We start from the raw sequence: 21,420 nt of genomic DNA on the forward strand, positions 1-21,420 counted from the left end.
AGCGTGGGTTGCGTCGATATTATTTTAGTTTGCACCTGGAAAATGCCATAAGAATCTAATGATGATGGATGGCGCGGCAAAATTGTTTCTGCCGCGATCGCCATACTTTCTATTTAGCTGAGTTTGAGGCATCCAGATGGAAAAATGTGACCCTATCGGCGCAAGATTAGATCGCTTACCTTTATCTCGATTTCATTTTCGTATTTTCGGCATTATTAGTTTTAGTTTGTTAATTACCGGTTTTCTCAGCTATTCCGGGAATGTGGTATTGGCAAAGTTAGTCAGTAGCGGCTGGTCAAATAATTATCTCAATGCTGCGTTTACCTCAGCGCTGATGTTTGGCTACTTTATCGGTTCACTCGGCGGTGGCTTTATTGGTGATTATTTCGGACGACGCAAAGCGTTCCGTATCAATCTGTTAATTGTCGGGGCCTCAGCTTGCGCGGCAACGTTTGTGCCCAACATGTACTGGCTTATCTTTTTCCGTTGTCTGATGGGGATCGGAATGGGGGCGCTAATTATGGTTGGCTATGCCTCATTTACAGAATTTATCCCGCCTGAGGTGCGCGGAAAGTGGTCTGCCCGTCTGTCATTTGTCGGCAACTGGGCGCCAATGCTATCGGCAGCAATTGGCGTCGTGATTATTGCCTTATTAAGCTGGAGGGTGATGTTTTTGCTCGGTGGTATGGCAATGCTGTTGGCCTGGTATCTGTCGGGAAAATACTATATTGAATCCCCGCGTTGGCTCGCTGGTAAAGGGCAGAGAAGTGAAGCTGAAAAACACCTTTTACAGGTGGAATCGCAAATTGAGAAAGAAAAAAACATCACTTTACCCTCCTGCCGGAATGATTGCCTGACGGCGGACGTAAGCACGGAAAGTGGGGCATTTTGGCTCCTGTTCAAGGGGCCGATGCTGCGCTGTACGTTGGTGGCGATCACCGTGCTTATCGCGATGAATATTTCGCTCTATACCATTACGGTATGGATCCCGACGATATTTGTTAATTCGGGAATCGATGTAACGAAATCCATTTTTATGACCGCGATCATTATGATTGGCGCGCCGGTTGGGATATTTATTGCCGCGCTAATTATCGATCGCTTTCCACGGCGATTGTTTGGTTCCTTCTTGTTGATTATTATCGCGCTGCTCGGGTATTTCTATTCGATTCAAACAGAAGAGTGGGCCATTCTGAGCTATGGGCTGGTGATGATCTTTTTTCTGTATATGTATGTCTGCTTTGCCTCTGCGGTATATGTCCCGGAACTGTGGCCCACGCATCTCAGATTGCGGGGATCGGGTTTTGTTAATGCAGTGGGAAGGATTGTCGCGGTGTTTACGCCTTATGGTGTCGCTATTTTGTTGACCCGCTACGGGTCGATCACGGTCTTTATCGTGCTCGGCGTAATGTTGGTGCTATGTGCGCTGATTCTATTTTGTTTTGGCATTGAAACACGCAAAGTTTCACTGGAAGAGATTTCAGCGCTGACCTGAGATAACGCGCCGACAGGAGTGACCCTGCCGGCATCGCTTACGGCTGGGTTTCCAGCCAGTCGTCAAGCGTATACAGCGTTGCGCCCGCCGCTGCCATTTCCATAAAAGCCTCTGTGCTGTCCTGGGGGTGAATATTGACGCCACGGCAGCCGTCGGTAATCACGCTGACGGTGTAACCAAGATCGAGCGCATCCAGTACGGTGAACTTAACGCAGTAGTCGGTAGCCAGCCCCATGATAATGAGTTCGGCAATGCGGTGTTCGAGCAGCCACGCGTTCAGTGCGGTTGCCTGACGACGACCGTTATCAAAAAATGCACTGTAACTGTCGACCTGCGGGTTCTCGCCTTTGGTGAAGGTTTGAGTTATCGCACGCTGGTTCAGCAGCGGATGCAGGGCCGCGCCTTCGCTGTTTTGCACGCAATGATCGGGCCAGAACGTCTGCGCCAGGCCATCGAGTTGCCCCTGACTGTAGGGGGCGACCTGGTGTTGGCTGGCAAAACTACCGTGATTCGCCGGGTGCCAGTCCAGACTGGCAACGACCGTGTCACCGCGTACGGCGCACCAGTCAATCAGACGGTTGGCAATATCGATTGTGCTGTCGCCTTGCGGAACGGCGAGAGCGCCACCGGCACAAAAGTCATTCTGTAAATCAACCAACAGTAAGGCTCGGGCCATGGGCATAGACTCCTTATTCGTCCGGGGTGAGCTCGCCGCGCAGATTTTGCGTCATCGCTTCACGAATGGTCTGCGTATCCAGTCCCTGGCTGAGCAAATAGTGCAACTTGGTGAGCGTAGCCTCAACGGTCATATCCGCGCCGCCAATCACGCCAGCATGCGCCAGGGCATTCCCCGTCGCGTAGCCACCCATGTTTACCTTACCGGACATACACTGGGTCAGATTCACCACTACAATGCCACGCGAACTCGCATCTTCCAGTTCTTTCAAAAACTCTTTGTTTTGCGGGGCATTGCCCACGCCGTAGGAGCGCAAAATTAACGCTTTTACCGGCTGGCGCAGGAAGTTGCGCACCACGTCAGCGGAGATGCCGGGATAAATGGTGACCACGCCAATCGGTTGTGGAGTAATGGGGTGAACAATCAGTTCGCCTGTGCCGTGCGGGGCTGGCGGTGTACCCAGTCGACGGATATGGATCCCGGCTTCCAGTAGTGGTGCAAGGTTAGGGGAGGCAAAAGCGTCAAAACCGTCAGCGTGCGCTTTAGTGGTACGGTTGCCGCGAAACAGTCGATTGTTGAAGAACAGGGTCACTTCATTGATCGGGTAATTTGCCGCCACGTACAGCGCATTCAGCAGGTTGATTTGACCGTCTGAACGTAGCTCTGCCAGCGGGATTTGTGACCCTGTCACAATTACCGGTTTACCCAGATTCTCCAGCATGAAAGAGAGCGCCGAAGCCGTAAACGCCATGGTGTCAGTACCGTGCAGGATGACAAAACCATCGTAATCGTCGTAGTGCGCTTTAATGTCTTCCGCAATATGCTGCCAGTCTTCCGGCGTCATGTCGGAGGAGTCCATCAGCGGGACATATTCATGGATGGTGAAGTCTGGCATCTCTGGGCGGTGGAATTCAGGCATCAATGCCAGCTGACGCTGGAGATGGCCGGACACAGGAATATAACCCTGTTCTGAGCGCTGCATACCAATGGTACCGCCGGTATAGGCAACGTAAATCGATTTCTTTTGCATGGGCGTCACAGGTTAAGTTGTGCATAAACAGGCGCAGTATAAAGTCCCCCCCGAAAAAATACAGTGCAAATGACGCATACCTGTCATCCGGTCAATATGTCATTTATGTTCAGTGCCTTGTCCCATTTGTACAGTGTTGTTTTACTTCCTCACGCTTACAGTAGCAGCCTTCCTTTTTGGATATAGCGATTGCCGATATCATGTTTCGTCCTAATGACAGTACGCATGGAGCCTGAATTGAAGAAAGACCTGAGAATTTTTCAGCCAGGCGAGTGGGCGGATGGAGACATTATTGCGGCTATTGATGCCAGTCAAACAGAGATGCCATGCAGACCACAGTTAAATGTTGGCATTCTGCTGTGGCCGGAATTTCCTCTGCTGGCGCTGGCAGGATTGACCGATGCGTTACGTCACGCGGCGGATATGGGGGATGATAGCCAGAAAATCCGCTGTTCCTGGCATCTGATGAGCGCCACGCCGGACCGACCTGTTTTAAGCAGTTCCGGGATGGCGATGATGCCGGATAGCGCATTCATTTCGCCGGAACAGTTTGACTATATTGTGGTGATTGGCGGTTTACTACGCAGCATGGCGAAAGCCGATCCGGGCGCGCGGCGCTACCTGCATCTTGCTCATCAGCTCAATATTCCGCTGGTAGGTATCTGTACGGGCAGCTTTGTTCTGGCGCAAGAAGGTTTCCTGAATGGCCTGACGGCGGCAATTCATCCCTGGCATCTGAATGACTTTAAGACACAATTTCCTCAACTGTCGGCCCGTAGCGGGATTGATTTTCATGAGGAGAAAGGGATTCTGACATGTCCGGGGGGGATCTCGACGATCGGGTTGGCGACAGAGCTTATTCGTCGACACTGCGGCCCTGACCGGGCGACGAAGGCCATTTTCCAGATGTCAGTTCCCAACCGAATAGACAGCACCTCTGTGGCGGTATCCAGAGCGATTGGCTTTACCCATGTGAGCGATAGCCGGTTACGCAAAGCGGTATTTTTGATTGAGCAAGGACTGGTTAAACCAATATCGACCCGTTGGCTGGCGGCAGAGGTCAATCTGAGTCCGCGTCAGCTTACCCGATTGTTTAACGCCGAGTTTGCTCAATCTCCGAGTGAGTTCATCCGTCGTGCGCGTTTACGTTATGCCCACTGGCTGCTGATAAATTCTGGCGAGAGCGTAACGGAGATTGCACTGCGGCTTGGGTTTAGCGACTGTGCGCACTTTATTCGTTTGTTTAGTCGGGAGTTTGGCTGTACGCCTGGGGATTATCGCAATATGCGACAGCAGAGCCTGTAAAAAATACTGCCCCGTGAGGGGCAGTATTTGCAGGTTAGCGAACGTTGGCGCAGGTCAGGCAAAACGCATATCGGTTTTGCGGATCGTTAAACGCGGCCAGCTTATCGCTTTCCGCTTTTACCGCGCTCGCCGCAGAAGCAAGCGGTGGAGGGAGCATGGCCTGAATGGCTTCGGGCAGCATAGCGCGAACGGAGCCTGACATGCTATCCATCACCATATCGACGAATGTTGGTTCGTCCTGATAATACTCAATATGCCACTGTTTCAGTTTGGCAAGCTCAGCCGCTTTCGCGACGGCGTCGTCAAAATCACCGAGGCTGTCTACCAGTCCGTTGGCTTTCGCATCCTGACCGGTCCAGACATGGCCCTGCGCGATTTTGTCAATCTGCTCAGGCGTTGTCTTACGCGCATCCGCGACCAGCGTGATAAAGCGCTTATAGCCGTTCTCAATGCTCAGTTGCATCATTTGCTGGACTTCAGGCGGTAACGCCTTGGTGATGGATATATCCGCCAGCGGGGAGGTTGCCACGCCGTCGGTGTGTACGCCAATGGAATCCAGGCTGTTTTCGACGGTGTTGATCACACCAAAGATCCCGATTGAACCGGTCAAGGTGCTGGGGTTCGCCACAATGTAGCTGGCTGGCGTAGAGATCCAGTATCCACCGGAAGCCGCCATGCCGCCCATAGACACGACAACCGGTTTACCCGCCGCTTTTGCCGCAGCCAGTTCAGCTCGAATGACTTCGGAGGCGCTGACGCTGCCGCCAGGACTGTTCACGCGCAGAACAATGGCTTTCACTTTCGGATCAAGACGCGCTTCGCGGATCTGGGCGGCAGTGGTGTCACCACCCACGTTCCCTGGGGTTTCTTCACCATCCATAATCGCGCCATTCGCGAAGATAACGCCAATGCTGTCTCCGGTATCCGCTGGCGTTTTCAACGAATAATCGTAATAACTGACGGCGCGATAGTTTTTATCCGCTTTGCTCCAGCCAAACTGTTTGGTCAGTATTTTTTCGACTTCAGCGCTGGAGGCGAGTGCATCCACCAGTTTGTTGTCGAGCGCATATTTCGCGGTATCACCATCGACTTTCGTTAATCCGTCCAGCATCGCCTGCGCGCCCGGGAACACCTGCTGAGCAGGGATCTGGCGGTTGGCGGCGACCGTGCCGAGATAGTTCTGCCACAGCTCGCCGATCCAGCGGCTGTCGGCTTCGCGCGCGGCAGGAGACATATCATCGCGGATAAACGGCTCGACGGCAGACTTATAGGTTCCGACGCGGAACACGTGCGTGGAGACTTTCAGTTTGTCGAGCAGAGACTTGTAGTACAGGCCGTTGGTAGCAAAGCCGTGCAGATCAACGGAACCCTGTGGAGAGAGGTAAATTTTGTTGGCAAAACTGGCGAGGTAATACTGCCCCTGGCTGAAGTTATCGCCCACGGCAAATACCGGTTTCCCGCTGTCGCGGAATTCCCGCAGCGCTTTGCCGATATACTGCATGGAGGGCTGGTCAGCCCCGGCAAAATTTTTCAGATCCATCACGATGCCGGTGATGTTGCGATCATCTTTTGCCTGGCGAATGGTGTTCACAATATCGAACAGGGAGTTTTCCTGCAGACGATCGGAACTGGCACCAAACAACTGACGGCCAATCACGCTTAAACGACTGGTACTTGAGGGTTTATCAACAATCACCCCTGAAATATCCAGCAGTAGCGCGCCTCGCTCAGCGTGTTCGCTGGTATTGCTGCTGCTGACCTGCATCCAGATGCCCACGCCAACCAGCACCAAAAAGATGAAGAACAGGTTAAGCACAAATTCACGGACGAAATTGAGTAATCGCCATGTCCATTTAAAAAATCCGGCAATAAATCGCCACAGGGTTCGCATGTATTCTCCCTACCGATTAACAACACGCCATCCCGAAATCCCGGAGAAAGGCGATAAGATGAGGCTATCGTAATGACCCAACAGGCACTTGTCAGCAGGAATCACCGCCTGTGCTGTAACAAAATCCGCTCACGTGTTAATTTTGTGAACAAATCTTATTGTTGGAGTTAAGCAAATGGATGCACTCGAATTACTTATGACCCGTCGTAGCGCCTCTCGTCTCGTCGATCCGGCCCCGGCTGGAGAGCAACTGCAAAATATTCTACGGGCGGGAATGCGCGCGCCGGACCACAAAACGCTGCAACCGTGGCAATTCTTTGTGATTGAGGGCGAAGGGCGTGAACGCTTCAGCGCCGTGCTGGAAAAAGGTGCCATTGCCGCTGGCAGCGATGAGAAAGCTCAGGAAAAAGCGCGGACAGCACCGTTTCGCGCCCCGCTGATCATTACCGTGGTGGCGAAATGTGAAGAAAACGACAAGGTTCCGCTGTGGGAACAGGAAATGTCCGCCGGTTGCGCGGTAATGGCCATGCAGATGGCCGCTGTTGCTCAGGGCTTTGGCGGTATCTGGCGCAGCGGCGCATTAACCGAAAGTGCGGTCGTCCGTGAGGCGTTTGACTGTCGCCCGCAGGATAAAATCGTTGGTTTTCTGTATCTGGGCACACCGCAGCTAAAAGCGTCCACGACGATTAACCTTGCCGATCCGAGCGCATTCGTCCGTTATTTCTGATATCAACGGCAAAACTGTCTGGATTATGAGCAAAGACACCCGAATTCAGACAGTCACTCTTACCACATCATGGAATGAGCGCTACCATATCCGGATTGCAATGACAGGAGATGTCCATGAGCGAGCAAGCTATTCGTTTAACGCAATACAGCCACGGAGCCGGTTGCGGTTGTAAAATTTCCCCCAAAGTGCTGGAAACCATCCTGCATAGCGAACAGGCGAAGTTTGTTGATCCGAACTTACTGGTGGGTAATGAAACCCGCGACGACGCGGCCGTATACGATCTGGGGAACGGCACCAGCGTTATCAGCACCACCGATTTCTTTATGCCGATTGTCGATAATCCGTTTGATTTTGGCCGTATCGCCGCTACTAACGCCATCAGCGATATTTTCGCAATGGGCGGCAAACCGATTATGGCAATTGCTATTCTGGGCTGGCCGCTGGATAAGCTGGCACCGGAAATCGCCCGCGAAGTCACCGAAGGCGGGCGCTTTGCCTGCCGTCAGGCAGGGATCGCGCTGGCGGGCGGTCACTCTATCGATGCCCCAGAACCTATCTTTGGCCTTGCGGTAACCGGCGTTGTGCCGACCGAACGCGTGAAGAAAAACAGCACCGCTGAAGCCGGATGCAAACTGTTCCTGACCAAGCCGCTGGGTATTGGCGTGCTGACGACAGCAGAGAAAAAATCGCTGCTGAAGGATGAGCACAAAGGACTGGCGACGGAAGTAATGTGCCGAATGAACATTGCTGGTGCGGCATTCGCCGATATCGACGGCGTGAAAGCCATGACCGACGTTACCGGTTTTGGTCTGCTGGGACATTTGAGCGAGATGTGCCAGGGGGCAGGCGTTCAGGCGCAGATCGTCTACCAGGATATTCCTAAGCTTCCTGGCGTTGAAGAATACATCGCGCAGGGCGCGGTGCCGGGCGGTACCCAGCGTAACTTTGCCAGCTACGGACACCTGATGGGTGAAATGCCGCAGTCGGTACGCGATCTGCTCTGCGATCCGCAAACTTCCGGTGGTCTGCTGCTGGCGGTAACACCGGAAGCGGAAGCCGAAGTGAAAGCGGCTGCGGCTCAGTTTGGCATCGACCTCACCGCGATTGGTGAGTTAGTGGAAGCTCGTGGCGGTCGCGCCATGGTTGAGATCCGTTAACTCGATGCGGTTGTTTATTGCCGAAAAACCGAGTCTGGCGCGTGCTATCGCCGATGTGCTGCCAAAGCCGCATCGCAAAGGTGACGGCTTTATTGAATGCGGAAACGGACAAGTGGTGACCTGGTGTATTGGCCACCTGCTTGAGCAGGCGCAGCCAGATGCCTACGACAGTCGCTATGCTCGCTGGAGTCTGGTCGATCTGCCGATTGTCCCGGAAAAGTGGCAACTGCAGCCGCGTCCCTCGGTGACCAAACAGCTCAATGTCATTAAGCGCTTTTTACATGAGGCCAGCGAAGTCATTCACGCAGGTGACCCCGACCGTGAAGGACAACTGCTGGTGGATGAGGTACTTGATTACCTGCAACTGGCCCCTGAAAAGCGCCAGCAGGTGCAACGCTGCCTGATTAACGACCTCAACCCGCAGGCCGTCGAGCGGGCTATTGAGCGCCTGCGCGCCAACAGTGAGTTCATTCCGCTGTGCGTGTCGGCACTGGCGCGGGCGCGGGCGGACTGGCTGTACGGTATCAATATGACGCGCGCTTACACCATTCTTGGGCGTAACGCGGGCTATCAGGGCGTACTTTCGGTCGGGCGCGTACAAACGCCGGTGCTCGGCCTGGTTGTGCGTCGCGATGAAGAGATTGAAAACTTCGTCGCCAAAGATTTCTTCGAGGTAAAAGCGCATATCGTGACGCCTGCCGATGAGCGATTTACCGCTATCTGGCAACCGAGCGAAGCGTGTGAGCCGTATCAGGATGAAGAAGGGCGCTTGCTGAATCGTACGCTGGCTGAACACGTGGTAAACCGCATTAACGGCCAGCCGGCGATAGTCACCAGCTATAACGATAAACGGGAATCAGAATCCGCGCCGCTACCGTTTTCGCTGTCTGCGTTGCAGATTGAAGCGGCGAAGCGCTTTGGGTTAAGTGCGCAAAACGTTCTGGATATCTGCCAGAAGCTGTATGAAACCCATAAGCTGATTACCTATCCGCGTTCCGATAGCCGTTACCTGCCGGAAGAACACTTTGCCGGACGCCACGCGGTGTTGAACGCGATTAGCGTTCATGCGCCGGATCTGCTCCCACAACCGGCGGTCAATCCCGATACGCGAAATCGCTGTTGGGATGATAAAAAAGTGGATGCCCACCACGCCATCATTCCTACCGCGCGCAGCTCGTCCATCAACCTGAACGACAACGAAGCGAAAATTTACAACCTGATTGCCCGTCAGTATCTAATGCAGTTCTGTGCGGATGCGGTATTCAGGAAGTGTGTTATTGAGCTGGACATCGCTAAAGGTAAGTTTGTTGCCAAAGCGCGTTTTCTGGCGGAAGCCGGATGGCGCACGCTGCTTGGCAACAAAGAGCGCGACGAAGATAACGACGGGACGCCGCTGCCGGTGGTGGCAAAAGATGACGAGCTGCTGTGCGAAAAAGGCGAAGTGGTTGAACGTCAGACCCAACCTCCGCGGCACTTTACCGATGCTACGCTGCTGTCTGCGATGACCGGAATTGCGCGTTTTGTGCAGGATAAAGATCTAAAAAAGATCCTGCGCGCCACGGATGGATTAGGAACGGAAGCAACGCGCGCCGGAATTATCGAGCTGCTGTTTAAACGCGGATTCCTGGTGAAGAAAGGGCGCTATATCCATTCTACCGATGCCGGAAAAGCGCTGTTTCACTCGCTACCTGAAATGGCGACCCGGCCGGATATGACCGCGCACTGGGAATCTATTCTGACCCAAATCAGCGAAAAGCAGTGCCGTTATCAGGACTTCATGCAGCCGCTGGTGGGGACGCTGTATCAGCTTATCGATCAGGCCCGCAGCACGCCGGTACGACGTTTCCGTGGCATTGCCGCACCCGGCGGTAGTGGCGGCGATAAGAAAAAGAGCGCGCCGCGTAAACGTGCGGCGAAAAAAAGCCCGCCATCGGAAGAGGCAGGCGCGTAATTTGTAGGCCGGATAAGGCACGTGTGCCGCATCCGGCAATGCCTGATGGCGCGACGCTTATCAGGCCTACGGAAACAACAGTTCTGAATTAAATCACACCCTGGCCCAGCATCGCGTCGGCAACCTTCACAAAGCCCGCGATGTTGGCGCCGCGTACATAGTTGGTTTGCTTGCTTTCGCCGCCGTACTCAACGCAGGCGTGGTGAATATCCAGCATGATGTGGTGCAGGCGCGCATCCACTTTCTCCGCTTTCCAGCCCAGACGAGCGGCGTTCTGCGCCATTTCCAGACCGGATGTCGCTACGCCACCGGCGTTGGCGGCCTTACCCGGCGCGAACAGTACGCCCGCTTCGAGGAACAGATCGGTGGCTTCGATGGTGGTCGGCATGTTTGCCCCTTCAGCGACAGCTTTCACGCCGTTGGCGATTAACACGCGCGCCGCATCGACATCCAGTTCGTTCTGAGTGGCGCACGGCAGGGCGATATCAACCGGAACCGACCACGGCTGTTTGCCTTCCAGATAGGTCAGGCCAAACTCACGGGCGTAATCCGCCACGCGACCATCGCGACTGTCTTTAATCGCACACAGACGCGCCAGTTTTTCTTTGGTAAAGCCGCTTTCGTCGACCACGGTACCGCTGGAATCGGAGGCGGTGACGACTCGAGCGCCAAACTCCATGGCTTTTTCAATGGCGAATTGCGCCACGTTACCGGAGCCAGAAACTGCCACGCGCATACCTTCAAAGCCCAGACCATGGCGTTTGAGCATTGCTTCGGTGAAGTACACCAGGCCGTAGCCGGTAGCTTCCGGGCGAATCAGGCTGCCGCCAAAAGAGAGGCCTTTACCGGTAAAGACGCAGGCGCTGTTGTTGGACAGCTTTTTCATCATCCCGGCCATAAAGCCGACTTCACGACCGCCCACACCGATATCGCCCGCCGGAACGTCGGTATCAGGGCCTAAATGGCGGAACAGTTCGGTCATCAGCGCCTGGCAGAAACGCATGATTTCGCCTTCGCTTTTCCCTTTCGGATCGAAATCGCTCCCACCTTTACCACCGCCCATTGGCAGCGTGGTGAGGGCATTCTTAAACGTCTGCTCGAAGCCAAGGAATTTCAGGATCGACAGGTTTACGGAAGGGTGGAAACGCATACCGCCTTTGTACGGGCCAATGGCGGAGCTGAACTGCACACGCCACGCGCGGTTAACCTGTACCTGATTGCGATCGTCCAGCCAGACTACGCGGAACTGGATCACGCGCTCCGGTTCAACCAGACGTTCCAGCAATGACATCTGGCGATAACGTGGGTTTTGCTCGAGGAAGGGCCACAGTGTCGTCATTACCTCGCGAACGGCTTGCGCGAACTCGGTCTGATTCGGGTCGCGCTTTTGCACATGGTTAAGAAATGACTCCAGAGAACATGTCTGATCCATAGATATAAGAACCTCTTATGTATTGATATGGTTATATTTTTGATTTTTGTGTTAAGTGTTTTGCAGTTTTTGACTATACCACCAGCAGTGTGACGGGACGCAAGAAAAAATTAACCCCGCTAAGTAAATTAATATTGCGCCGTGGGTCATAACCAAAAACGATGATGGAAGGGGCTAAAGTTTCTGCCGATTTATACCGTTATACTGAGCATAACTGTCAGTCAAAAAGGAAAGAATATGCGCCGTTTAATCATGGCAGGAGCGTTGGCATTGGTGTCCAGCGCGACGCTGGCAAATCAGCTTTATCGCCCGGACGTGCAGGTGAATGTACCGCCGGAAGTGTTCAGTTCCAGCGGTCAGCGGGCGCAACCCTGTAGTCAGTGCTGCATTTATCAGGATCAAAACTACTCAGAAGGGGCGGTGATTAAGGCGGATGGCGTTCTGTTACAGTGCCAGCGTGATGATAAAACGATCAGCACGAATCCGCTGGTCTGGCGGCGCGTGAAAGAATAAACGCTTCTAACAGCGGGATATCGGCGGGCGCCAGCGGGTAGCGCAGCGCCTCTTCGGGTAAACACCAGACGATATCCTGATGTTCATAAGCCCTCAGTTCTCCCTGATATGACGGTACATGCCAGGCATGTAGGTGAATCATTCGGCCTGAAACCTCGCGTTGATGGCTGGCAATGTAGCGCCCAACGACCGCCTCGATGCCCAACTCTTCACGCAGTTCACGGACCAGCGCCTCGGGCTGGCTTTCCCCTGACTCAACCTTACCGCCGGCAAACTCCCACATGCCTGACTGATCCGCATGCTGCGGACGTTGAGCCAGTAAAATTTGGCCATCACGTTCTATGATAGCGGCGACCACGTCGAGGGTTTTCATCATATTCATCAAGATCTAACGGCAGAAAGTGACATACTATCGTTATCTTTGTTTTATCTAAAGTATTCAGGAGTAACCGTTGAACGATCCTCAGTTGTGGGTAAAACCGTTAACGCGTATCCCTTTTAGTTTAAAACCGCTCGTTGCTACGCAGAAAAAACATTATGGCGATGTGCTGCATCCCACGCGCTGGTGGGGGCGGATGCCATTTCTGTTCTGGCTGGTAGCGTTGTTTGTCGGATTTCTGGAACGTAAAAAGGCGCGCTTAACGCCGGTGATGCGCGCTCTGTTGATGACCCGTGTTTCTCAGGTGTGCGACTGCGCGTTCTGCGTTGATGCCAACAGTTTACGCCTGGCTGAACGCTGCGGCGCGCTGGATAAAGTCTTGCAGGTTGCTAACTGGCAGGAATCGACGCTGTTTAGTGCAGAAGAGCGCGCAGCGCTGGCCTATGCGGATGCGGTGACCGCTACGCCTCCACAGGTTGACGATGCGATGAAAGCGCTGATGAAGCAGTATTTTACCGATAACGTGATTACTGAAATGACCGCGCTGATTGCATTTCAAAATCTCTCGGCACGTTTTAACGCCGCCCTCGATATTCCTTCGCAAGGGTTGTGCGACAGTGTTAAAGGACGCCCACATGCTTGACCGTCATCTTCACCCGCGGTTAAAACCGCTGTTGCATCGCTGCGTGGGGATCATTGATAAACCTGCGATTACCCCGGATGGACTTACGCTCGTCGGTTTTGCCATTGGCGTACTGGCGTTACCATTTCTGGCGCTAGGCTGGTATCTGGCGGCGCTGGTGGCCATTGTGCTCAATCGGCTGTTTGATGGGTTGGATGGGGCGCTGGCACGGCGTAGAGGGCTAACCGACGCGGGAGGATTTCTCGATATCTCGCTTGATTTTCTGTTTTACGCCTTAGTGCCGTTTGGTTTTATTCTTGCCGCACCGGCGCAAAATGCGCTGGCAGGTGGCTGGCTGCTGTTCGCGTTTATTGGCACCGGAAGCAGCTTTCTGGCCTTCGCCGCGTTGGCGGCTAAACATCAGATAGATAACCCTGGCTACGCGCATAAATCGTTTTATTATCTGGGCGGGCTGACCGAAGGAACCGAGACGATTTTGCTGTTTGTGTTGGGGGGTCTGTTTCCGGGGTATTTTGCCGTGCTGGCGTGGGTCTTTGGCGCGCTGTGCTGGATGACGACGTTCACCCGGATCTGGAGCGGGTATCTGACGCTGAAAACCGTTCAGCGTCAGGCGTAAAGTCATGCGTTGCCAGATGCGCTTTGCTTACCCGGCCTACAACGATGATATAGCTAGCCAGGGTAAAGCGTTCTCGTCGCATCCGGCAATAATGCCAGTATTACATACTGGCGTCCGGACCCCGTTCACCGCTGGCGACTGGGTTTTTCGGATTGCTGCTCCACTCGTACCAACCACCGTCGTAGACTGAGACGTTTTTCCAGCCCATTGCACGGGCATACATAAACGTTTCCGAAGCACGCCAGCCGGTGCCGCAGTAGAAAGAAACCTGCTGGTCTGGCGTGATATTCCACTGTTTCCACATGGCAGCAATATCATCCGCGCTGCGCATGGTGCCATCCGGATTATGGAAATCTTCCATGTGGGTGGAGTCGCTGCCCGCGTGGCCCCAACGTGCGCCTGCGATCTCGCCTTTTGGCTTAATGTAGCTATAGCCGCTGGTAGTACCGATAAATTCTGGCCATGAACGAATACTCACCAAAGACGCATCCTGGCGATGCAGCAGGCCGCGTGCTTGTTCCATATCCAGCATCAACTGCGGTTGGGCAGGGATGTTCACACCGAAATCAGGTTCTGGTTTTACCGTTGGCGGAGTGCCGCGTTCGACCGGTAAACCTGAATTGGACCAGGTTTGCCAGCCGCCATCGAGCAGACGAACATCTTTCACGCCTGCGTACAGCATAATTTGCGCCACCCGCGCGGCGGCATAGACATCGCGACCGTATAAAATCACCGTGGTGTCGTGGCGGATACCGTGTTTCGCCAGCATCGCTTTGAGCTGCGCGTCGGAAACTTTATTCCACAGCGGCTCGCTTTCGACTTCGTTGGTATCAATGTAGCCCGCTCCGGGGATATGACTGAGCAGATACAGCTTCGGTGCGCCCCAGGCTGCTTCAATCACCTTCCAGTCACCGGTTGGTTTGGCGGTCACCTCTTTACCCTGCTGAAGATCGTGCAGCCACTGTGGATAAACCAATTGTTCGAAGTGCGGCAGACGTTGCAGGCGTTCAGGGTCTGCCAGCGCATCACTGAGGGTTGAAATATGGTTAAAGCCAACTTTTTGCAGACGGGATTTGACGGCCTGCATGTCGCTATCGCTGCCATACAGCGCCACCGGCGCGTCGGCTTTCAGCTGATGTGACTTAACCCAGGCGCTGAGTTGTTCATCATTCATCTTGTCGAGCCAGGCGGCAGACAGGTTCAGTGCGGAAGGTTCGTGTCCTGAAGGACCGTTGAGCGATTGCGGCCAGCCGTTGTAAAAAGCGCTCTGACGGGTATCAATCGCCGCGCCTTGCTGTTGCTGTAACTGGTTGAGGGTGAGCGTCTGTGCTGTTTCAGCAGCCCAGGAGGAAGCGCAAGCGAGCCCTAAAGCCAGTGCCAGCGCGGTCATTTGAGAAACACGTTTCATCGAATAGCCCGACGTTGAAAAAAGAAGACGACATTCTGTGCCGCCAGTTTAGTAAAAACCTTGCGTTAACGCAGCATATCGCCATATTTACGCCCAGTCTTCCATCTGCAATACACGGCCTGCGGGCGGAACATCCTGCGCGTCATGGGTCACCTGGACCACCGGTATACCCAGTTTACGGACTTCGGTGAAGACCCACTGGCGAAAGGTATCGCGCAGCGACGCATCCAGCCTGCTAAAGGGTTCATCGAGCAGCAGCGCCTGGGGTTGCGCCAGCAGCGCGCGAAGCAGGGCGACACGCGAGCGTTGCCCACCGGAGAGCGACGCCGGATCGCGCGAATAAAATCCTGCCAGGTCCGCGCGTGCGAGGGCGCTTTCCACCGCATGACGTCTGGCGGGACCCTGCAGGCTGGCGGGTAAGGCCAGCAGTAAATTCTGCCCAACGCTGAAATGGTCAAATAGCAGTGCATCCTGGAACAGGATGCCAATCTGGCGCTGCGCAGTAGGCAGGGTGTCAATACGCTGTTCGTTAAGCCACAGTTCGCCTGATGCCTGAAACTGAGGAGACAGCGCCCCAACCATCCACGAAAGCAGTGAAGACTTCCCACTACCAGAAGGCCCCATGATAGTGACAATGTCACTTTTATTGACCTGCAGATTAACGTCCTTCAGCAACGCCGTCGCGCCCTGATACAACGAAACGCCTCGTACGGTAAGCATTAGCGGAGTCCTTGTCGAAAGCGGCCGATCCACGCAGCGAGAAACGCCGTGAGTGCGAAAACTAACAGTGGTAACAGAAGCTGCCATAGCGCCTGGGTAGCCAGAATCGCGGTGCTACCGCCGCTGCTTAATGCTACCGCCTCGGTGGTCAGGGTGGGATAGCGTCCAGCGCCTAGCCACAGCGTCGGCATATACTGGGCAATACTGACTGAGAATCCTACCGCGAAGGCAATCAGCGCCGGGCGTACCAGCAGCGGGCATTTGACCAGCCAGAATATGCGGCCCCGTGTCCAGCCCAGCGTTTGTGCAATCAACATCAATCGCGGATCAATGCGTTGCCACGCCGGTTTGAGCACAAACAACATCCATGGCATCACCCACAGCAGGTGGCCCCAGACAATGGTCATCATCAGCCCATCCAGCCTCGTATATAACGCCAGCAGATACTGTCCGGTCACCAGCGGCAGCGCAGGCAAAATGAGCGGTAGCCAGACCCAGCGGTGTCCGGTTTGCGGACCCCATTCCAGCCAGACAAAAAGTATCAGCAGCGCCAGCACGCTGGAAAGGAGCCCCAGTTGCAGACTGTTGCTGAGCGCCTCGTCGTTTAGCGAAGAATAGTTGGCGAAAAGCGCCAGTACCAACGCACATACCACACCGCTCAGGGGCAAAAGTTGTACCAGCGGGCGTGCGATTGTCGCGGATGAAAAATGCAGGCGTTCCCCGTTTACAGCCGGAATAGTACGTCGCCAGATGTGCCAGAACAGATAACCCACCAGCGCGGTAATGAGGAGCAACAACACCAGCAGCAGACTGGCGAGCGCACCTTTAGCCTGTTGTTCGACGTCGCCCTGGCTGAGCCATTGCCAGCTCAACACGGCAAGCGTTGGCGGATTGCCGGGGCCAAGAACGATTGCCACATCAACAACGGAGAGTGACCAGGCGACAATCGCCAGCATGGCTTTGCCCAACGCCGGGGCGATAGCAGGCAGTACCAGCCACTTCAGGCATTGCAGTCGGCTGTAACCCAGTGAATCCAGCACGATTACCTGCTGCGAAAGTTGTTTTTCACTCAGCAGAGCTGAAAGGATCCATAACAAAAAGGCGCTCTCTTTCACCGCCAGCGTCACGCCAAGCCCAATGCCGTAGCGGTCCGGCTGGGGGCTGAGGAACGCTAGCCATTGCCAGAGCAGGCCGCCTTCGGCAAAAAACAACAGCACGCTGGTGGCGAAGGCTACGTGCGGAATTGCCAGCAGCCATGGAAGACGCATAGACAGACGCACCCAGCCTGCGCCCGGCCACAAGGCGAGGATTGCCAGCAGCGCGATGAGCAGTGCACCGCCAGCCGCGAGGCCTACGGAAACCAGCGTTGCCAGTAACGCCTGCGGGAGTTGAGGATCGGTAAATAGCGCCAGCCAGTGTGTGGGGCTAAGCGCCGGTGTTACCAGAGACAATGCCGCTGGCGCCAGCGGCAGATAAACTGCCGCCATGATGGCCCAGAGTAGCAGAATTAATGCGTACCGTAGCGGCGTAGCCATTCTTGTTCCAGAGCGTTTACCCAGGCTGCATGCGGTTCCGGCAGCACGGCAGGGAGTCCTTGTGGGATCCGTGCCAGTAGCGCATTACGCTGTTCGTCAGGCAATTTTTGTGGATCAAGCACCGAGGGATCTCCCCAGACAGTCGGGTCAGCTTTACGCAGTTGCGCTTGGGGCGAAAGCAGGAAGTTTGCCACGACTTTCGCTCCGGCGCTGGCACGCGCATTCGCCGGAATGGTGACAAAATGCACGTTGCCGAGCATGCCCTGTGAGAAACCAAAACTATAGCTGCTTTTGGGCAACTCACCGCTGGCCACTTTTTGCTGCGCGTGGGCAGGGTTAAAGGTCAATGATAAACGCAGTACGCCACTATTAAGCAGCGCATCCATTCGCGCAGGCGTGGGCGGAAAGTCTTTGCCTTCGCGCCACAAAGCAGGATGCAACGCATCAAGATAGTGCCATAACGGGGCGGTAACATCGGCGAAGGTGGTTGCATCGGGAGCGATTTTCAGTGCTTGCGGTTTGGTGGTGAGCGATATTAACAACTGCTCAAGAAACGCTGTTCCGGTAAAATCTGGCGGGCGTGGATAGCTCACCGTGCCAGGGTGCGCCTGGGCAAACTCAAGCAGTGCCTGCGGAGATAGCGGCGGTTGCGCGGTGAGATCGCGCCGCGCAATAAACGTTAGCTGTGCGCCGCCCCACGGTGATTCAGCCCCCTCCGTTGGAACGGAGAAATCTTCGGTCACCGGTTTTTGGGTATCAACATAGCGCCAGTTCGGCAGCGTTTGCGCCCACTGAGTTTGCAGCAGCCCGGCTTCTTTCAGCGTGCGGAAGTTTTCGCCATTCACCCACAGTAAATCGACAGCGCCGCCGGTTTTTCGCCCGGAGGCCGCTTCCGTCTGGATACGTTTTACGGCGTCGGCGGCATCCGCCAGGCGTACGATTTTCAGGTTAATGGCGTAGTGCGTTTTCATCTCACCGCTAACCCAGTCGAGATACTGGTTAACTGCATTGTCGCCACCCCAGGCGTTGAACCACACCGTCTGACCGCGGGCGTCATTTTTGATTTGCTGCCAGCTGGCGTCCTGGGCAAACGTCGCCAGCGGACAGAGCAATAAACTCAGGCACAATAAGCAGTAACGCATAATATCTCCATTGCTAGAAATGGGGGAAAGTCTCAGCTTTTTTTCTGTTGATGCTCAAGATAAAGGCTTCTCGCTACGGATATCGCCACACTCAGGGCGAACAGAACGAACAGGCCGGTCACAAACCAAAATGTGCCGCCGGTTAACAGGCTACCCGCCCATGAATAGACGATAGTGGCGGGTAATTGTCCAATGCCGGTGGCAATAAAAAAATGGCGAAAACGGATCGAGGTTAGTCCTGCTGCATAACTTACCGGGTCGAAGGGAACAAAAGGTAACAGGCGACAGACCAGAATTGTATGCTTGCCATAGCGCTCGAAAAAAGCGTCCATGTGGTTCAGCACCGTTTTTCCGGTCAGTTTTTCCACTGCGCCGCGACCTAAAATACGGGCAATAAAAAAGCACAGCGCCGCACCTGCCATTGCGCTGCTCCAGGACAGTACGCCGCCCCAAAATGCGCCAAACAGCGAGGCATTGGCAAACGTAATAACAAAGGCGGGAAGCGGCGCGACGATGGCCTGCAGGATCATCAGGAAGAACGACACCACCGCGGCCTGGGTTCCGTAAGAACGAATGAAATTCTCAACAGCATGCTGATCGATCGTGGTAAATGCCGCCAGGCTGCCGTGGAGAAAGTCGCTCACGCCTGGTATCCACGCCCATGCGATTAGCGCGAGCAGCAGCAGGGCGAGCAAGCTTACCCGGTAATAGCGTGTCAGTTGCGATTTATTCATTTTGAACATTTACCTGCGCACTCATGACGAGACGACGGATCAACATGCTTAAACCGGGCCCAGGCTTTGGCGGCCTGGACGAGCATAAACAGCGCTAGCCCCGCAATGCTGAGCTTAGCGATAAATGTCCAGCTAATCCCTTCGCTGGCCAGTTCGTGCGACATCAGCGTATAGATAAAGATGCCGGGCAAGGTGGTTACCGCAGATATCACGGTAAATGACCAGAACGGAATCGCCGTCAGCCCATAGGCGTAATTTTGCAAATTGTAGGGGAACAGCGGCACGAGCCGGGTCAGGATCAGAAAGTCTATTCCGCTATGGGCAATGCCTTTTTCGATAGCCTGAAACGTCGCTGTGTGCCCAACGTATTTTTGCAGCAGATCCCGACCAAGCCAGCGAGCCAGCAAAAACGACAGCGCCGAGGCAACGGTTGCCGCCACTAACGAGATGAGCGTACCTGTCACCGGGCCAAACAGCACCCCACCGACGATCACCAGAATACTGCCAGGGATAAGGCACAGCGCAGCAACAATAAACAGCAGGATATAAAGCGTATAGCCAAACATACCGCTTTGGCGGATGACATCTTGTAAATGATGGAAATTGGTTATCAGGTCGGTCAGACCATAATGATGGAAAACTCCCGCCAGAATGCAGAATAATACCGTGACAATTAGCAGCCGGTATTCTGCTTTATGCGAACTTCTTTTTCATGGGGGTTCTCCTGTAAAACCGAGTGCAATGCAGCATTTTCGTCAGCGAAAAGAGCGCGCGAAGATATAATAAATTCCCGGCCGTAACAATGTATTACCGTCGCTTTATTGATTTTGCACAGAATAAACAGACTCTCCAGGCCGGGCCCGGAGAGTGAAAAGACGCAGAAGGTCAGACGCGGAATTTAGCCCATACAGGCGCATGATCGGACGGTTTTTCCATGCTGCGAATTTCATAGTCGATGCCGGTTTCTTCGCAGCGCTCCGCCAGTGGGGTGCTCGCCAGCAGCAGATCGATACGCAGGCCACGGTTATCGTCAAAGCCTTTTGAGCGGTAATCAAACCACGAGAACTGGTCGTTCTTTTCAGGATAAGCGTGGCGATAGGTATCTACCAGACCCCAGCCCAGCAGGCGTTCCATCCACTCGCGCTCTTCCGGCAGGAAGGAACATTTACCGGTACGCAGCCAGCGTTTACGGTTCTCTTCACCGATGCCAATATCGAGGTCGGTTGGGCTGATATTCATATCGCCCATAATCAGCACAGGATTATCGCGTTTCAGTTCAGTCTCCAGATAATTTTGCAGATTCTGATAAAACGCGGCTTTGGCCGGGAATTTCGTTTCGTGGTCGCGGCTTTCGCCCTGCGGGAAATAGCCGTTGATCACCGTGATGCTGCCCAGCGGGGACGGAATTTCCGCCATGATGATACGACGCTGTGCTTCTTCGCCATCGCCAGGGAAGCCACGACGCACCGCGATCGGCGTTTCTTTCGTTAACAGCGCCACGCCGTAATGACCTTTCTGACCGTGATAAAAGACGTTGTAACCGAGCTTGGCTACCTCTTCAAGAGGGAACATATCGTCGTGGACTTTTGTCTCCTGTAAGCCAATAACATCCGGTTGGTGTTTTTCGACAATGGCTGCCAGTTGATGGGGACGGGCGCGCAGGCCGTTGATATTAAAAGAGACAAATTTCATAGTCGCTGCCACTTTGCAAGATGAATAGTGCAAGGATGGTAGCAGAATTTCCGCAGGCTGACTGCTTCTTGTCACCTGATTCCAACAATGATTGCTAATGGCGTTAACGATGGAGCAAAAACTGCACCGTTTTGGCGCGAAGCGCGTCAGAATAGGGCAATAATTTCCGATAAATTTTGTATACGATCACAATTCCAGAATTATATTTGGCGACTGAATAAAACTGCGTTTTTTCCTCTGTTTAGTCACCTTGTGCGCAAACATATTCACTTTATATGCACATGCAGTGAATATCGTCCCGATGTAACTTCTTGATATTCCGTTATTGACCTTCGTTTATGCACTTTTTTCGCTGGCTGGCACGAACCCTG

At 54.2% G+C, this 21,420-nt stretch carries 20 protein-coding genes; 8 read left to right on the top strand and 12 right to left on the bottom strand.

The window, feature by feature from the left end; genetic code table 11:
• Positions 1–136 precede the first annotated feature (136 nt).
• Entirely contained in the window at positions 137–1,495 is a 1,359-nt protein-coding gene (locus E1B03_RS11650; RefSeq protein WP_103770242.1) for an MFS transporter, read from the top strand.
• 37 nt (positions 1,496–1,532) lie between these two features.
• Here E1B03_RS11650 and pncA read toward each other — a convergent pair whose 3' ends face one another.
• Positions 1,533–2,171: a bifunctional nicotinamidase/pyrazinamidase gene (gene pncA / locus E1B03_RS11655; RefSeq protein ID WP_103770241.1), complete on the bottom strand. Its 639-nt coding sequence runs from the start codon at positions 2,169–2,171 to the stop codon at positions 1,533–1,535.
• A 13-nt stretch (positions 2,172–2,184) separates the two neighbouring features.
• Positions 2,185–3,201 carry an asparaginase gene (ansA, locus tag E1B03_RS11660; RefSeq protein WP_043016631.1) on the bottom strand — a complete coding sequence of 339 codons (1,017 nt, stop codon included), beginning with the start codon at positions 3,199–3,201 and terminating at the stop codon, positions 2,185–2,187.
• Between the two features lie 237 nt (positions 3,202–3,438).
• On the opposite strand from ansA, the gene E1B03_RS11665 reads away from it, so the two are divergent.
• On the top strand, positions 3,439–4,506 hold the full coding sequence (locus E1B03_RS11665; RefSeq protein WP_133086259.1) for a GlxA family transcriptional regulator: 1,068 nt from the start codon (positions 3,439–3,441) through the stop codon (positions 4,504–4,506).
• A 34-nt stretch (positions 4,507–4,540) separates the two neighbouring features.
• Here the strand turns inward: E1B03_RS11665 and sppA are convergent, their stop codons facing one another.
• Positions 4,541–6,397, bottom strand: a complete 1,857-nt coding sequence (sppA, locus tag E1B03_RS11670; RefSeq protein WP_103770239.1) for a signal peptide peptidase SppA — start codon at positions 6,395–6,397, stop codon at positions 4,541–4,543.
• 175 nt (positions 6,398–6,572) lie between these two features.
• On the opposite strand from sppA, the gene E1B03_RS11675 reads away from it, so the two are divergent.
• From E1B03_RS11675 to E1B03_RS11685, 3 genes are all read left to right on the top strand, one after another.
• Positions 6,573–7,124, top strand: coding sequence for an NAD(P)H nitroreductase (locus E1B03_RS11675; RefSeq protein ID WP_133086260.1), 552 nt, complete (start codon positions 6,573–6,575; stop codon positions 7,122–7,124).
• Between the two features lie 116 nt (positions 7,125–7,240).
• A complete protein-coding gene (gene selD / locus E1B03_RS11680; RefSeq protein ID WP_103770237.1) occupies positions 7,241–8,284 on the top strand; it encodes a selenide, water dikinase SelD in 1,044 nt (347 codons plus the stop codon).
• Between the two features lie 4 nt (positions 8,285–8,288).
• Complete coding sequence (locus E1B03_RS11685; protein ID WP_103770236.1) at positions 8,289–10,235, top strand: DNA topoisomerase III; 1,947 nt, start codon at positions 8,289–8,291, stop codon at positions 10,233–10,235.
• A gap of 88 nt (positions 10,236–10,323) precedes the next feature.
• On the opposite strand, the gene gdhA is transcribed toward E1B03_RS11685, so the two are convergent.
• Positions 10,324–11,667 carry an NADP-specific glutamate dehydrogenase gene (gene gdhA / locus E1B03_RS11690; RefSeq protein ID WP_003832501.1) on the bottom strand — a complete coding sequence of 448 codons (1,344 nt, stop codon included), beginning with the start codon at positions 11,665–11,667 and terminating at the stop codon, positions 10,324–10,326.
• A gap of 252 nt (positions 11,668–11,919) precedes the next feature.
• Between gdhA and E1B03_RS11695 the strand changes: the two genes are divergently transcribed.
• Positions 11,920–12,180, top strand: coding sequence for a YnjH family protein (locus tag E1B03_RS11695; protein WP_181012792.1), 261 nt, complete (start codon positions 11,920–11,922; stop codon positions 12,178–12,180).
• On the opposite strand, the gene E1B03_RS11700 is transcribed toward E1B03_RS11695, so the two are convergent.
• Entirely contained in the window at positions 12,140–12,553 is a 414-nt protein-coding gene (locus E1B03_RS11700) for a pyrimidine (deoxy)nucleoside triphosphate diphosphatase (protein ID WP_133087218.1), read from the bottom strand. The genes E1B03_RS11695 and E1B03_RS11700 overlap by 41 nt on opposite strands.
• A 79-nt stretch (positions 12,554–12,632) precedes the next feature.
• Between E1B03_RS11700 and E1B03_RS11705 the strand changes: the two genes are divergently transcribed.
• A complete protein-coding gene (locus E1B03_RS11705; RefSeq protein ID WP_103770234.1) occupies positions 12,633–13,202 on the top strand; it encodes a carboxymuconolactone decarboxylase family protein in 570 nt (189 codons plus the stop codon).
• Complete coding sequence (locus E1B03_RS11710) at positions 13,195–13,818, top strand: CDP-alcohol phosphatidyltransferase family protein (protein WP_133086261.1); 624 nt, start codon at positions 13,195–13,197, stop codon at positions 13,816–13,818. Before E1B03_RS11705 ends, E1B03_RS11710 begins: the two co-directional genes overlap by 8 nt.
• A 100-nt stretch (positions 13,819–13,918) precedes the next feature.
• Here E1B03_RS11710 and E1B03_RS11715 read toward each other — a convergent pair whose 3' ends face one another.
• From E1B03_RS11715 to xthA, 7 genes are all read right to left on the bottom strand, one after another.
• On the bottom strand, positions 13,919–15,226 hold the full coding sequence (locus E1B03_RS11715) for a sulfurtransferase (RefSeq protein ID WP_133086262.1): 1,308 nt from the start codon (positions 15,224–15,226) through the stop codon (positions 13,919–13,921).
• Between the two features lie 87 nt (positions 15,227–15,313).
• Entirely contained in the window at positions 15,314–15,946 is a 633-nt protein-coding gene (locus tag E1B03_RS11720; RefSeq protein ID WP_103770232.1) for an ATP-binding cassette domain-containing protein, read from the bottom strand.
• Positions 15,946–17,481, bottom strand: a complete 1,536-nt coding sequence (locus E1B03_RS11725) for an ABC transporter permease family protein (RefSeq protein ID WP_133086263.1) — start codon at positions 17,479–17,481, stop codon at positions 15,946–15,948. The genes E1B03_RS11720 and E1B03_RS11725 overlap by 1 nt, the downstream gene beginning before the upstream one ends.
• A complete protein-coding gene (locus E1B03_RS11730) occupies positions 17,454–18,623 on the bottom strand; it encodes an ABC transporter substrate-binding protein (RefSeq protein WP_133086264.1) in 1,170 nt (389 codons plus the stop codon). The genes E1B03_RS11725 and E1B03_RS11730 overlap by 28 nt, the downstream gene beginning before the upstream one ends.
• 32 nt (positions 18,624–18,655) lie before the next feature.
• On the bottom strand, positions 18,656–19,366 hold the full coding sequence (locus tag E1B03_RS11735) for a TVP38/TMEM64 family protein (RefSeq protein WP_103770229.1): 711 nt from the start codon (positions 19,364–19,366) through the stop codon (positions 18,656–18,658).
• Entirely contained in the window at positions 19,354–20,037 is a 684-nt protein-coding gene (locus tag E1B03_RS11740) for a TVP38/TMEM64 family protein (RefSeq protein ID WP_246044167.1), read from the bottom strand. The genes E1B03_RS11735 and E1B03_RS11740 overlap by 13 nt, the downstream gene beginning before the upstream one ends.
• Positions 20,038–20,242: 205 nt before the next feature.
• Positions 20,243–21,049, bottom strand: a complete 807-nt coding sequence (xthA, locus tag E1B03_RS11745; protein WP_103770227.1) for an exodeoxyribonuclease III — start codon at positions 21,047–21,049, stop codon at positions 20,243–20,245.
• Between the last annotated feature and the right edge of the window lie 371 nt (positions 21,050–21,420).

Origin of the sequence: Citrobacter arsenatis (assembly GCF_004353845.1) — a bacterium.
Classification (GTDB): Bacteria; Pseudomonadota; Gammaproteobacteria; order Enterobacterales; family Enterobacteriaceae; genus Citrobacter; species Citrobacter arsenatis.